Genomic DNA, 13408 nt, shown 5'->3' with positions numbered 1-13408 from the left:
TTTGACGACCGTCCAGATTTTTTAGAATGGCACCCGGAACAGGCTGGAACGCCGTTTCGCACGGGCGTGCCATGCGTGCTATGGTTTGCAGATCAACGGACAACGAGAGCGGCTCGCGCATCGCGCGGCGCGGTGGAAATGACGACACGACAGCAGGAACAACCGTCGACGGCCCGGGTGCCGAAGGCCAGGGTCGACAAGTTCGAGGAGCGGCGCGCCGAGCTCGGCGAGGCCGCGCTGACCACGCTCGCCACGCTCGGCTACGCGCGCACCAGCCTGCGCGAGATCGCGCAGAACACCGAGTTCTCGCACGGCGTGCTGCACTACTACTTCACCGACAAGGTCGACCTGATCGTCTGCAGCGTGAAGCAGTACAAGGCGCGCTGCGTCAAGCGCTACGACCATGCGGTCGACAGCGCCACCAGCTTCGACGAACTGACGGAAGGCTTCCTGCAGAGCCTGGCCGACACGCTGCGCGACGAGGGCCACATGCACCGCCTGTGGTACGACCTGCGCTCGCAGGCGCTGTTCGAGGCTGCCTTCCGCGACGACGTGACCGAGATCGACAAGAGCCTCGAGGCGATGATCTGGCGCATCATGGTCCGCTTCGAGGAGCTCGCGGGCGTGCCCACGGGCCTGCCGCCCGCCGCGGCCTATTCCCTGTTCGACGGTCTGTTCCAGCAGGCGCTGCTGCGCCACCTGTCGGGCGAGGCCGATGCGGCCGGGCGCATGAAGGACGACGTGCGCGCGGCGATCCTGCGCCTGTTCCCGCGGCCCGCCGAGCTCCGCAAGCCGGCCGCCGCGCGCAAGCGCCGCGCCTGACTCAGCCCTTCGTCTTCTTCGCGGCCTGCACGGCTCGCGCGCCGGCCCATTCGCCCGACGCGCACAGGCCCTGCATCACCTCGGCGATCAGCGCGCAGATGGCGCGCTTGGCATTGCCGGTCGGCAGGTGCACCGACACGCACAGCCCCAGCGTGCGGAACATCGCGCCGGAGGCGATGCGGTGCGCCGCGAGCCGCCCTTCGCTCACCTCGCGCTGCGCGAGCCCCAGCGGCATGATGGTCGGCCCGAGCCCCGCCTCGACCGCGGCCTTGAGCGTGTAGACCGAATTGATCTCGGCCGCCACGCGCGCGGCCGGCTGGCCCGCGGCCTCGAGCACCGCGTCGACCAGCCAGCGCGTGCAGTGCCCGTGCGCATTGGCGGGCCAGACCAGCGGCCGCGCGGTCGCCTGTTCGATGCTCACTTCGCCCTCGGGCAACGCATGCGGGCTCTGCGGCGATTCGAGGAACACGAATTCCTCCTCCACCAGCGGCGTGAAGGCCACGTCCTCGGCGGGCATGGTCGGCGAGAACACCGCCACGTCGACGCGGCCGCGCGTGAGCTGGTCGGCCATGTTGCCCGTGAGCTCCTCGTTGAGGTGCAGCACCACGTCGGGATAGCGGCGCGCGGCCGCGCGCATCAGCGGCAGCGCGATCATCGGCGACACGCTCTGCGGCAGCGCCGCCACCACCGAACCCACCACCGAGTCGGCCGCCACGTGCACCGCGGCGCGTGCGTCGCTGACCTGCTTGGTGATGCCCTGCGCGTATTCGTAGAACACCTTGCCGGCCTCGGTCATCGCCACGCCGTTGCGGCTGCGCAGCAGCAGCTGGGTGTCGAGCTCGGCCTCGAGTTCGGCCATCTGCTTGCTCAGCGCGGACTGCGCCACGTAGAGCTGCTGCGCGGCGCGCGAGAGGCTGCCGCAATCGACGATGGCAACGAAATACTTGAACTGGCGCAGTTCCATCGGCGGGGGTCTCCGGCCATTCGCCACAGGGTTGCGGGAACGGCCGGCCATTCTAGGCCGCGCGTTCGCAGCCCGAGGGTCGGACGAGACCTCAGTTCACGCAGTCGAAGCTCGTCGCATCCTTCGTGTCGCCCGTGCCCTTGTAGCGCGGGTACGCGGGGTATTTGCACATCGGCCGCGCGAGCGCCGTGGCGCCCGTGGCCGCGTCGAGCTTGCGTTGCACCAGGCCTTGCGCCGACGCGGGCACGCCCTGCTCGACCCAGGTCGCCATCGCCTTCAGCAGGTCGACCTTGTCGGCGCCCGGCCCGCCCGCGCAATGGCCCACGCCCGGCGCGAGGAACAGCTCCACGGTCTGGTCGGCCTTGGGCTGTCCCAGCTTGCCGACCACCCGGTCGTAGTAGCGCGAGGTGTCGCGCGCGCTCACCGAGGTGTCGTTGGTGCCGTTCCACAGGATCAGCTTCGCGCCACGCGCATGCAGCCGCTCCAGGTCGGGATCGGCCGCACTGAACAGGCCGCCGACCACGCCCATGCGCGCGAACCACTGGTCGGGGTTCCAGGCCAGCGTGTCGAAGGCCGGGTCCTGCGTGATGAACGAGCGCACGAAGCCGTCCGAGAACATGCCCTGGATCGAGTTGCCGCCGAGCGCCGCCTGCGGCCAGATGTAAGAGCCCCAGCCATCGGCCGTGTTCTCGAGGCCGAAGTTGTAGCCTGGGTGCGACCAGGCACCGTCCGCCGTGGCGACCGAAGAGGTGATGGTCTTCACCGTGGCGATCTGCGCATCCGACAGGCAGGCATTGCCGGTGTCGGCGCCGCCCGCGCAGCGCAAGGGCGCGGGGTCGTAGTTGCAGGCCGCGGGCTTCGAGACGATGCCGTCGGCCACGCCGTCGAGCGCATCGCACTGCGCGAGCACCGCGTTGGCCAGCACAGTCTGCTTGGCCGGATTCAGCGTGTTGGCCGGCACGCGCACCTGCTTCGAGATGCGGTTGAACTGCACGAACAGGCCCATGATGTTGCCGGCCGGGGCGCGCGCCACGATGCCGTCGAAGTCCTCGGGGAAGCGCTGCGCGAGCATCAGCGCGTCGTGGCCGCCCATCGAGCAGCCCTCGAAGTAGCTGCGCGCGGGGCCGCTGCCGAAGAAGGCCGCGATCAGTTCCTTGCCCGGCGGCAGCGCGCGGTGCTCCGACTGCTGCGTGAAGTCGAGCAGCTTCGCGGGATCGGCCGCGAAGCGCGCCGCGAAGTAGCCGGCGTCGCGCACGCCGGGGTAGTCGTAGCCGCCGTTGGTGCCGATCGTGGCGTAGCGCTCGCTGAAGATCGAGGCGCTGAACTGCGGATCGGCCGCGCTCGGCAGCGCGCCGTCGAAGCCACCGCCGCCGATGAAGGCCAGCTTGCCGTTCCAGCCCGAGGTCGGCAGGCGCGCCTCGAAGCGCAGGCTCGAGCCCTGGAAGCTCGCGGTGAGCACGCAGTACTCGGGCTGCACGCCGGTGGCAGCGACCACCTTCGCATCGTCGACGCGCACCGCGCCTTCGGCAACGGCACGGCCCTTGAACGCAGGGCATTTCTCGGCCAGCGACTGCGCGGGCGGCGGTGCCGCCGGCGGCGCGCTCGCCGGTGGCACCAGCGGCACGAAGCCGCTGCCACTGCCCCCGCCACCGCATCCCGCCATCAATGCAGCCGCGGCCATCGCGACCCATGTGTTCCTGTGCAGATGCTTCATCGTCCTGTCTCCTGTGTTGTCGTCTTCGGATGCATTCAGAGCCCGGCGTGGCCCACGACCTTGCCGGGATTGAAGATGTCGTGCGGATCGAGCGCGCGCTTGATCGCGCGCATCAGCCCCACCGCCTGCGCGCCGTGCTCCTCGACCAGGTACTGCATCTTGTGCAGCCCCACGCCGTGCTCGCCGGTGGAGGTGCCGCCATGGCGCAGCGCGCGCTGCACCAGCCGGTGGCTGAAGGCCTCGGCGGCCGCGTTCTGGGCGGTGTCGTCGGGATCGACCAGCACCAGGCAGTGGAAATTGCCGTCGCCCACATGCCCGAACACCGGCGCCAGCAGCCCGTGTTCGGCGATGTCGGCCTGGGTCTCGTCGATGCATTGCGCGAGCGCCGACAGCGGCACGCAGGCATCGGTCGTGAGGCTGCGGCTGCCGGCCTGGAGCTGCAGGCAGGCGAAGTAGGCGTGATGGCGCGGCGTCCACAGCCGCGAACGTTCTTCCTGCCGCAGCGCCCACTGGAAGGCGCCGCCGCCATGGCCGGCCACGATCTCGCGCACCAGCGCGGCCTGTTCGTCGATCTGCGCCTTGCTCGCGCCGAACTCGAGGAACAGCGTCGGGTGCTCGGCCAGCGTGGTGCGGCTGTGGGCGTTCACGGCGCGGATCGTCAACGCGTCCAGCATCTCGGCGCGCGCGAGCGGTACGCCGAGCTGGATCGCCTCGATCACCACGTCGACCGCCGCGCGCACCGAGGGGAAATGAACCACTGCCGCCGCATGCGCCTCGGGATGCGGATGCAGGCGCACCGTGGCCTCGGTGATCAGCCCCAGCGTCCCTTCGGAACCGCAATAGAGTTGCGTGAGGTTGTAGCCGGCCGAGCTCTTGCGCGCCTGCGTCGCGGTGCGCACCACCTCGCCCTCGGCCGTCACCACCGTGAGGTTCACGAGGTTGTCGCGCATGGTGCCGTAGCGCACGGTGTTCGTGCCCGAGGCGGCGGTGGCGACCATGCCGCCGATCGAGGCGTCGGCGCCGGGGTCGACCGAGAAGAAGAAGCCGCTGTCCGCGAGTGCCGCGTTGAGCTGGCCGCGCGTCACGCCGGCCTCGACGGTGGCCGTGAGGTCGCCGCCGCGGATCGCGAGCACGCGGTTCATGCGCGAGAAGTCGATGCACACGCCGCCCTGCACCGCGAGCAGGTGGCCTTCGACCGACGAGCCCACGCCGAAGCCGATCACCGGCACGCGCTCTCGTGCGCAGGCGCGCACCACGAAGGCGACCTCGTCGGTGCTCTGCACGAACACCACCGCGTCGGGCGGTTGCGGCGCATAGGCCGATTCGTCGGTGCCGTGCTGCAGCAGCACGGCCTGGCTGGTCGACAGGCGTTCCTCGAAACGCCGTTGCAGGAGCGCGAGCAGTTCGGCCGAGGGCGAACGACGCGCAGGGGAGATCACGACCGCATCCATGGGGTGGGACTTTCTGTGGGGAACCGGGAATGAAGCGCCGCGGGCGAACGCCGCGGCACGGAAAGACAAAGGCTCAGCGCCGCGCGGCGGCCGGCTTGACCAGCAGCACCAGCACCGCGCCCGCCACCAGCAGGCCCGCGAGCATGTGCAGTCCCGCGTCGGTGCTCTGCGTCGCGTCCTTGATCAGGCCGATGAGGAAGGGTGCGCTGAAGCCCGAGAGGTTGCCGAAGGAGTTGATCAGCGCGATGCCCGCGGCGGCGGCGGCACCGCCCAGAAAAGCCGTCGGCATGCCCCAGAAGATCGGCAGGGTCGACATGATGCCCATGGTGGCCAGCGTGAGCCCGGCCATCGCGAGCACCGCGTTGCCGTGGAAGGCCACGCTGAGCACCAGCCCGATCGCGCCCACGATCGCGACCAGCGCGCTGTGCCAGCGGTACTCGAGCCGGCGGTCGGCGCTGCGCGCCATCAGGTACATCGCGACCACGCCGAAGGTCCACGGGATGGCGCTCAACAGGCCGATGTCGAGCGCGCCCTTCACGCCTATCGCCTTGATGATGCTCGGCAGCCAGAACGAGATGCCGTACAGGCCCGAGGTGTAGGCGAAGTACACCAGCGCCAGCAGCCAGACGCGGCCGTTGCCCAGCACCTCGAGGATGCGCAGCTCGGCCTTGCCCTGGTTCTCGGCCGCGATGTCGCGCGCGATCAGCTCGCGCTCGGCGGGACTGAGCCATTGCGCGTCCTTCACGCGGTCGTCGAGGTAGCGCCACACGACCAGGCCCAGCGCCACGGTCGGCAGGCCCTGCAGCAGAAAGAGCCATTGCCAGCCGGCCCAGCCGTTGACGCCGCCCATGCCCTGCAGGATCCAGCCCGAGATCGGGCCGCCGAGGATGCCCGCGAACGGGATCGCCGCGAGGAACAGCGAGGTCGCCTTGCTGCGCCGCGCGGCCGGGTACCAGTAGGTCAGGTACAGGATGATCCCGGGGAAGAAGCCCGCCTCGGCCGCGCCCAGCAGGAAGCGGATCACGTAGAAGGACATCGGCGAGCTCACGAACATGGTGCCGGCCGACAGCAGGCCCCAGGTGATCATGATCCGCGCGATCCAGCGGCGCGCGCCCACGCGGTGCAGCACCACGTTGCTCGGCACCTCGAACAGGAAGTAGCCGATGAAGAAGATGCCCGCGCCCAGGCCGTACACCGCCTCGCTGAACTGCAGGTCGCCCTGCATCTGCAGCTTGGCGAAGCCGACGTTGACGCGGTCGAGGTAGGCCACGATGTAGCAGACGAAGAGCAGCGGGATGAGCCGCCAGCCGACCTTGCGGTAGACGGCATCGGCGCCGCCGTCCTCTTGCGCCGCCGCTGCCCGGGGCCGTGTGATCGCGCTCGTGTTCATGGAGTGGGTGTCTCGCTGTGCTTGTGATTCGGTGCGCCGATGGTCGCGGCGGCACGCGAAGGCGCCGCAGCGGGTTTACGCGCAAGATTCATATGGATTGAAGATCGGCGCATCTCCGATCGAGATGCATGGCGCGCCGGCCTTGTCCCCACGCGACGCCGGCCGCGATGCGCGTGCGATCATTTCCTTCGCCCCACCTCCTGCCGCCCATGCCCTCCTTCAACCGCGCCTACCAGCAGACCCTCCAGGCCGGCCGACTCACGCTCGGCCTCATGACACCGATCGCGCGCCCCGACGACGCGATGGCCGAGCTGGCCGTCGAGCGCGATCTCGCGCAGCGCGCCGACGCGCTGGGCTTCGCGGCGCTGTGGACGCGCGACGTGCCGGTGCTCGCGCCGCAGGGCGAGCGGATGATGCCCACGGCGCCGCTCGACGAGCCCTTCCTCTGGCTCGCCACGCTGGCCGCGGCCACGCAGCGCATCGCGCTCGGCACGGCCGCCGCGGTGCTGCCGCTGCGCCAGCCGCTGCACCTGGCCAAGGCCGCGCTGTCGCTGAACCGGCTGTCGGGCGAACGCTTCATCCTCGGGCTCGGTTCGGGCGACCGCGAGGCCGAGTTCGCGATCTTCGGCGAGGACATCGCGCAGCGCGCCGAGACCTTCCGCGCGCGCTGGACGCTGGTGCGCTCCGCCCTCTCGCCGCTGGCTGCCGAGCGCGCCGTGCTGCGCGAAGCCACGGCCGGCCACGAGCTGATGGCGGCGCCGGCCGAACGCATCGGCATGGTGGTGGTGGGGTCGGCGCGGCAGTCGCTGCAATGGACCGCGTCCCATGCCGACGGCTGGGCCACCTACCACCGCGACGAGGCGCGGCAGCAGGGCCGCATCGGCCTGTGGCAGACCGCGCTGCGCGAGCGCGCGGGTGGCGAGGCCAAGCCCTTCATCCAGTCGCTGCAGCTCGAGTTGCTCGAGCGCGCCGATGCGCCGGCCGAGCCGATCGAGCTGGGCCTGCGCACCGGGCGCGACGCGCTGGTGGCCTACCTCGACCGGCTCGAAGATGCGGGCGTGGCCCACGTGCTGATGAACATCGCGCGGGGGCCGCGCGATGCGCGCGAGATCGTGGAAGAACTCGGGCGCGAGGTGCTGCCGCGCCTCCAGAGCGCGGCCGCCTGAAGCTCAGTTCGCGCTCAACGCCATCAGCATCCGCGACAGCAGGTACAGCCGCGGCACGATGCTCTCGACCTCGGCGTATTCCTCGGGCGTGTGGATGCCACCGCCCACGATGCCGAAGCCGTCGAGCACCGGCACGCCGACACCGGCCACCAGGCTCGCATCGGCGGCGCCGCCGCTGCTCTCGATCGTGAGCTTCTTGCCGATCTCGGCATAGATCCCCTCGGCGGTCGCCACCAGCTTGTCGGAGGCGGGCGAGCGCGGCATCGGCGGCAGGCCGCGGATCAGGCGCACCTTGACCTCGGTGTCGGGGATCAGCTTGTTCTGCGAGATGCGCTGCAGGTCCTTCTCGACGCGGTCGAGCTCCTCGGGCGTGGCGGCGCGCACATCGCCGCGCGCGCTCGCGGTGGCGGGGATCACGTTGGTCGGGCCGTTGGCGGTCAGCACCGTGAAGTTGACCGTGGTCTTCTTCGCGGCATCGGCGGTCTTCGACAGCTGCAGCACCTGGTGCGCCACCTCCATCGCGGCATTGCGGCCGGCCTCGGGCGCCACGCCCGCATGCGCGGCCAGGCCCTTGACCTCGATCAGCGCGGTGGCCGAGCCCTTGCGCTCCACCACCAGGCCGTCGGCCGGGCGGCCCGGCTCGAGGTTCAGCGCCACGTCGTGCTGCTTCGCCACGCGCTCGATCAGCGCGCTGGTGCCGACCGAGCCGGTCTCCTCGTTGGTGTCGATCAGGAAGGTGAGCTGGCCGTAGTCCTTGAAGCCCAGCTGCTGCATGATCTTGAGCGCCTGCAGGCCCGCGACCACGCCGCCCTTGTTGTCCATCACGCCCGGGCCGTAGGCGCGGCCGTCCTTCACGTAGAAAGGCTTGGCGGCGGCGGTGCCGTCCTTGAACACGGTATCGATGTGGGCCAGGATCAGGATCTTCTTCTTGCCGGTGCCGGTGAAGGTCGCGACCACGTTGCTGCCCGGATGCGGCTCGGCCGGGAAGGTCTCGATGCGCGCGCCCATCTGGCGCAGTTCGTCCACCACCAGCGTGCGGACCTTCTCGAGGCCCTCGGCATTGGTCGAGCCCGAGTCGATGTTGACCAGGCGCTCGAGCAGCTTGAGCGATTCCTCCTTCTTCTGCGTGGCGGCGTCGAGCACGGGCTGGTTCGGCTGCTGTGCCGAAGCGGCACCCGCGAACGCGAGCGCGCAGGCCAGCGCGATGGCCGGGGTGCGAAGGGAGGGGAAGGCGAAAGTCTTCATAAGTCTTGTTGTCCGTTCTTTGTCGATGGCTTGTGGCTCCGCGAGGAGGCGCGCCGCTCCCCGCGACGCGCCGCCGCAGCCTATCGCCCCGCCCGCACGCGGGTCAAGCGCGGCTCAGCATTCCTTCGGTACCAGGTAGCCCAGCACCTCGCTGGTGGCGGCTGCTTCGCGCAACACGGCCGTCGCGATCGCGCCATCGGCCGAGGGATCGAAGCCGCCGCTCGCGCCCAGCGCGGTGATGACGGCGCACACGCGGCCCGTGAAGTCGTGGACCGGCGCCGCGACCGCGCTGATGCCGCGCAGGTAGGTGTCGCGCACCACCGCGCAGCGCAGCGCCCGCACCTCGGCGCGCAGGGCCTCGATCGGCTGTTTCGCGTCGAGCTGCGCGCGCATCTCGCGCGGCGCCGCGGCCAGCTCCTGCTCGGCCAGCTCGCGCACGCTGCGCTCGTTGAGCAGGCCGAGAAAGGCGCGGCCGGTGGCCGACCACAGCATCGACATCACCGAGCCCGCGCGCACGTTGACCGTGACCGGCAGGCCCGGCTCCTCGAAGCGCATCACGGTCGGGCCCTTGTTGCCCATCACGGCGACGAAGCAGGTCACCTCGAGCCCTTCGCGCAGCCGCACCAGCGCGGGCTCGGCCGCGCGCACCGGGTCGGACTGGCGCATGGCCGCCAGGCCGATGTTGATGGCCTCGGGGCCGAGCCGGTAGCGCTGCGAATCGACGTCCTGCGCCACCAGCCCTTCCTGCACCAGGCTCGCGAGATAGCGGTGCACCTTGGCCGGGCTCTCGCCCACGTGCGCCGCGAGGCCCGACAGGCCCGCGTTGCCGCCCATGCGCGCCAGGCCCTTGAGCACCGCCATGCCGGTCTCGGCCGACTGCACGCGCTGGCGCCGCTCGCGCGGCGCGGGCACGGCGGGCTGCCTGGCGGCAGCGGCTTTCGGCTTGGTGGCGGGAGCGCTTTTCTTCGGGGTGGAAGCCATGTGCGGATCGTCTCGTTCTCGAAAAAAGTGGCGGGCACCCGATGGTAAGTACGGTGGCCCGAGGGCTTGCCTCGCGATTTACGCTATGCGTACAATCATTACGCAAAACTCGCCATCGCGGATTTTGACCCCGGATTGCGCTTCCCAGAACCCTAGAAACCAGGAGACACGATGAAGAAGTTCCTGGCCGGCTGCCTGCTGGCCCTCCCCGCGCTCGCCGTCACGAGCACCGCCTTCGCCCAGGCCGCCGCCTACCCCGCCAAGCCCATCCGCTGGCTCGTGCCCTATGCCGCCGGCGGCGGTTCCGACTTCCTCGCGCGCACCATCGGCCAGACGCTGTCGACGCAGGCCGGCCAGCCGGTGCTGGTGGACAACAAGCCCGGCGGCAACACCGCCATCGCGGCCGCGGAGACCGCGCGCTCGGCGGCCGACGGCTACACCGTGCTGTCGGCCGACAACGGCACCATGGTGTTCAACCCCTCGCTCTACAAGTCGCTGTCGTACAGCCCCACCAAGGACCTCGCGCCGGTCACGCTGATGGGCCGCTTCCCGATGATCCTGGTGGTCAACCCGGCCAGCGGCATCGCCGACGCCAAGACCTTCATCGCCCAGGCCAAGGCCAAGCCCGGCAGCTTCTCGTACGCCTCGGCCGGCGCGGGCAGCCCGCACCACCTGGCGATGGAACTGCTCAAGACCGAAGCCGGCTTGTTCATGGTGCACGTGCCCTACCGCGGCGCGGCACCGGCCCTCACCGACGTGGCCGGCGGCCAGGTGCAGGCCATGATGGTCGACCTCGCCGCGGGCGCGGGCTTCATCAAGGGCGGCAAGGTCAAGGCCATCGCCGTGGCCAACGCCACGCGGCTGCCGCAGCTGCCCGACGTGCCCACCTTCGCCGAACTCGGCCACAAGGGCGTGGAAGCCGCCGCGCTGGTCGGCATGGTGGTGCCCGCCGCCACGCCGCCCGAGGTGGTGAACGCGCTCAACAAGCGCGTGGTCGCGGCCATCAACGAACCCACGGTGCGCAAGCGCCTCGAGGACTTCGGCGTCGAGCCCGTGGGCAACACGCCCGCGCAGTTCGGCGAACTGCTGCGCAGCGAGACCGTGCGCTGGCAGAAGCTGATCCGCGACCTGAAGATCACCCTGGACTGACGCGCCGCGCGGAAGGAGCCTTCTCGATGTCCACCGTTTCCGAAGCCGCCGCCGCGCGCACCGGGGGTTGCCCCGTGGCGCACGGCGACCTGTCCGCCGAACGCTCGCCCACCGGCTGCCCGGTGAGCCGGCGCGCCGCCGACTTCGATCCCTTCGAGGACGGCTACCAGCAGGACCCGCCCGAGTACGTGCGCTGGGCGCGCGAGCAGGAGCCGGTTTTCTACAGCCCGAAGCTCGGCTACTGGGTGGTCACGCGCTTCGAGGACATCAAGGCCATCTTCCGCGACAACCTCACCTTCAGCCCCTCGATCGCGCTCGAGAAGATCACGCCCACCGGCCCCGAGGCCAACGCGGTGCTCGCGAGCTACGGCTTCGCGCTCAACCGCACGCTGGTCAACGAGGACGAGCCGGCCCACATGCCGCGGCGCCGCGTGCTGATGGACCCGTTCACGCCCGAGGCGCTCAAGCACCACGAGCCGATGGTGCGCCAGCTCGCGCGCGAGTACGTCGACCGCTTCATCGACGACGGCCGCGCCGACCTGGTCGACCAGATGCTGTGGGAGGTGCCGCTGACCGTCGCCCTGCACTTCCTCGGCGTGCCCGAGGAGGACATGGACACGCTGCGCCAGTACTCGATCGCCCACACCGTCAACACCTGGGGCCGCCCGAAGCCCGAGGAGCAGGTGGCGGTGGCGCACGCGGTCGGCAACTTCTGGCAGTTCGCGGGCAAGGTGCTCGACAAGATGCGCCTGAACCCCGACGCGCCGGGCTGGATGCCCTACGGCCTGCGCAAGCAGAAGGAGCATCCCGAGGTCGTGACCGACTCCTACCTGCACTCGATGATGATGGCCGGCATCGTGGCCGCGCACGAGACCACCGCCAACGCCACGGCCAATGCGATGAAGCTGCTGCTGCAGCATCCGCAGGCCTGGCGCGACATCTGCGAGGACCCCGGCCTGATCTCGAGCGCGGTGGAGGAATGCCTGCGCCACAACGGCTCGGTCGCGGCCTGGCGCCGTCTCGCGACGAAGGACGTGCAGGTCGGCGGCATCGACATCCCCGCCGGTTCGAAGCTCTTGATCGTCACCTCGTCGGCCAACCACGACGAGGCGCATTTCGCCGATGCCGACCTGTTCGACATCCGGCGCGACAACGCCAGCGACCACCTGACCTTCGGCTACGGTTCGCACCAGTGCATGGGCAAGAACCTCGCGCGCATGGAGATGCAGATCTTCCTCGAAGAGTTCACGCGCCGCCTGCCGCACATGAAGATCGCCGAGCAGCAGTTCAGCTACGTGCCCAACACCTCGTTCCGCGGCCCCGAGCACCTGTGGGTCGAATGGGACCCGTCCCAGAACCCCGAGCGCCGCGATGCCGCGCTGCTGGAGCAGCAGGTGCCCGTGCGCATCGGCGAGCCTTCGAAGCACGCGATCTCGCGCCAGATGGTGGTGCAGAGCGTGACCCCGGTCGCCGAGGGCGTAGTGAAGCTGCGCCTGGCCACGCCCGACGGCCGCCCCGTGCCGCGCTGGACGCCGGGTTCGCACATCGACATCGAATGCGGCTCGCCCGAGCGCTCGCGCCAGTACTCGCTGTGCGGTGATCCCGCCGAGGCCGACGTGCTCGAGATCGCCGTGCTGCGCGAGGAAGACGGCCGCGGCGGCTCGGCCTGGGTGCATGCCAACGTGCGCCCCGGCGACAAGCTCAAGGTGCGCGGCCCGCGCAACCACTTCCACCTCGACGAGAGCCGCCAACGGCTGATCCTGATCGCCGGCGGCATCGGCATCACGCCCATCGCCGCGATGGCACGCCGCGCCAAGGCCTTGGGCCTGGACTACGAGATCCACTACAGCGGCCGCAGCCGCGCGCGCATGGCCTTCGTCGACGAACTGGCGGCGCTGCATGGCGAGCGCCTGCATGTCTACGCGAAGGAGGAAGGCCTGCGCTGCGATCTCGCCACGCTGCTCGCCAGCCCGCGCGAAGGCACCCAGGTCTATGCCTGCGGTCCCGCGCGCATGCTCGACGCCCTCGAGGCCTGCTGCGCCGCCTGGCCCGAGGACTCGCTGCGCGTGGAGCATTTCGAATCGAAGCTCGGCACGCTCGACCCGTCGAAGGAGCACGCCTTCGAGGTCGAGCTCAAGGACTCGGGCATCGTCGTGCCCGTGCCGGCCGACCGCACCGTGCTCGACGCGCTGCGCGCCGCCAACATCGACGTGCAGAGCGACTGCGAGGAAGGCCTGTGCGGTTCGTGCGAGGTGCGCGTGCTGGCCGGCAAGGTCGACCACCGCGACGTGGTGCTGACGCGCTCGGAGCGCGAGGCGAATGGACGGATGATGACTTGCTGCTCGCGGGCTTGTGCGGGGGAGCGGTTGGTGTTGGAGCTTTGACCGAGCACCGATAGTTCCCAGGCTCGAGGACCTTGCCGCCGCGCTTTTGCAGGACACTTGTCAAGAGCTCCGGAGCTTTTGTCATTGAACTGTCGTTGTAGTTCGATCCGTCTTCCGCTACCGTCCCCGACACAAGAAATGT

The 13408-nt window shown here is 70.2% G+C and carries 10 protein-coding genes; 4 read left to right on the top strand and 6 right to left on the bottom strand.

Annotated features, from left to right (window positions below; translation table 11 throughout):
- The first annotated feature begins 138 nt into the window (after positions 1–138).
- Entirely contained in the window at positions 139–822 is a 684-nt protein-coding gene (locus AC07PU_RS32765; protein WP_495322463.1) for a TetR/AcrR family transcriptional regulator, read from the top strand.
- A 1-nt stretch (position 823) separates the two neighbouring features.
- On the opposite strand, the gene AC07PU_RS32760 is transcribed toward AC07PU_RS32765, so the two are convergent.
- The 4 genes from AC07PU_RS32760 to AC07PU_RS32745 all read right to left on the bottom strand — a co-directional run bounded on the left by AC07PU_RS32760 (position 824) and on the right by AC07PU_RS32745 (position 6341).
- Complete coding sequence (locus AC07PU_RS32760) at positions 824–1786, bottom strand: LysR substrate-binding domain-containing protein (protein WP_495322462.1); 963 nt, start codon at positions 1784–1786, stop codon at positions 824–826.
- A gap of 91 nt (positions 1787–1877) precedes the next feature.
- Positions 1878–3500 carry a tannase/feruloyl esterase family alpha/beta hydrolase gene (locus AC07PU_RS32755; protein WP_495322461.1) on the bottom strand — a complete coding sequence of 541 codons (1623 nt, stop codon included), beginning with the start codon at positions 3498–3500 and terminating at the stop codon, positions 1878–1880.
- A 35-nt stretch (positions 3501–3535) separates the two neighbouring features.
- A complete protein-coding gene (locus tag AC07PU_RS32750) occupies positions 3536–4951 on the bottom strand; it encodes an FAD-binding oxidoreductase (protein WP_495322460.1) in 1416 nt (471 codons plus the stop codon).
- Positions 4952–5024: 73 nt separating this feature from the next.
- Positions 5025–6341 (bottom strand): MFS transporter, encoded by a 1317-nt coding sequence (locus AC07PU_RS32745; RefSeq protein WP_495322459.1) that lies wholly within the window; start codon positions 6339–6341, stop codon positions 5025–5027.
- Positions 6342–6550: 209 nt separating this feature from the next.
- Between AC07PU_RS32745 and AC07PU_RS32740 the strand changes: the two genes are divergently transcribed.
- A complete protein-coding gene (locus AC07PU_RS32740; protein WP_495322458.1) occupies positions 6551–7507 on the top strand; it encodes a TIGR03571 family LLM class oxidoreductase in 957 nt (318 codons plus the stop codon).
- Between the two features lie 3 nt (positions 7508–7510).
- Here the strand turns inward: AC07PU_RS32740 and AC07PU_RS32735 are convergent, their stop codons facing one another.
- Both AC07PU_RS32735 and AC07PU_RS32730 read right to left on the bottom strand, forming a co-directional pair.
- On the bottom strand, positions 7511–8752 hold the full coding sequence (locus AC07PU_RS32735) for a glutamate carboxypeptidase (RefSeq protein ID WP_495322456.1): 1242 nt from the start codon (positions 8750–8752) through the stop codon (positions 7511–7513).
- 114 nt (positions 8753–8866) lie between these two features.
- On the bottom strand, positions 8867–9733 hold the full coding sequence (locus tag AC07PU_RS32730) for an IclR family transcriptional regulator (protein WP_495322455.1): 867 nt from the start codon (positions 9731–9733) through the stop codon (positions 8867–8869).
- 171 nt (positions 9734–9904) lie between these two features.
- On the opposite strand from AC07PU_RS32730, the gene AC07PU_RS32725 reads away from it, so the two are divergent.
- Together AC07PU_RS32725 and AC07PU_RS32720 are read left to right on the top strand one after the other, a co-directional pair.
- Positions 9905–10882: a Bug family tripartite tricarboxylate transporter substrate binding protein gene (locus AC07PU_RS32725; RefSeq protein WP_093340161.1), complete on the top strand. Its 978-nt coding sequence runs from the start codon at positions 9905–9907 to the stop codon at positions 10880–10882.
- Between the two features lie 26 nt (positions 10883–10908).
- Positions 10909–13266 carry a cytochrome P450/oxidoreductase gene (locus AC07PU_RS32720; protein ID WP_495322454.1) on the top strand — a complete coding sequence of 786 codons (2358 nt, stop codon included), beginning with the start codon at positions 10909–10911 and terminating at the stop codon, positions 13264–13266.
- Positions 13267–13408: the final 142 nt, after the last annotated feature.

The sequence above is a fragment of the Variovorax sp. GW821-FHT10D07 genome (genome assembly GCF_059415325.1).
The sequence above is the reverse complement of the archived record's forward strand: the minus strand, read 5'-3'. Positions and strand labels throughout refer to the sequence as shown.

Excerpts from the sequence above, each read along its gene's own strand:
- AC07PU_RS32740 (WP_495322458.1), top strand. The coding sequence starts at position 6,551 with ATGCCCTCCTTCAACCGCGCCTACCAGCAGACCCTCCAGGCCGGCCGA.
- AC07PU_RS32755 (WP_495322461.1), bottom strand. The coding sequence starts at position 3,500 with ATGAAGCATCTGCACAGGAACACATGGGTCGCGATGGCCGCGGCTGCA.
- AC07PU_RS32730 (WP_495322455.1), bottom strand. The coding sequence starts at position 9,733 with ATGGCTTCCACCCCGAAGAAAAGCGCTCCCGCCACCAAGCCGAAAGCC.
- AC07PU_RS32745 (WP_495322459.1), bottom strand. The coding sequence starts at position 6,341 with ATGAACACGAGCGCGATCACACGGCCCCGGGCAGCGGCGGCGCAAGAG.
- AC07PU_RS32765 (WP_495322463.1), top strand. The coding sequence starts at position 139 with ATGACGACACGACAGCAGGAACAACCGTCGACGGCCCGGGTGCCGAAG.
- AC07PU_RS32735 (WP_495322456.1), bottom strand. The coding sequence starts at position 8,752 with ATGAAGACTTTCGCCTTCCCCTCCCTTCGCACCCCGGCCATCGCGCTG.
- AC07PU_RS32750 (WP_495322460.1), bottom strand. The coding sequence starts at position 4,951 with ATGGATGCGGTCGTGATCTCCCCTGCGCGTCGTTCGCCCTCGGCCGAA.
- AC07PU_RS32720 (WP_495322454.1), top strand. The coding sequence starts at position 10,909 with ATGTCCACCGTTTCCGAAGCCGCCGCCGCGCGCACCGGGGGTTGCCCC.
- AC07PU_RS32760 (WP_495322462.1), bottom strand. The coding sequence starts at position 1,786 with ATGGAACTGCGCCAGTTCAAGTATTTCGTTGCCATCGTCGATTGCGGC.
- AC07PU_RS32725 (WP_093340161.1), top strand. The coding sequence starts at position 9,905 with ATGAAGAAGTTCCTGGCCGGCTGCCTGCTGGCCCTCCCCGCGCTCGCC.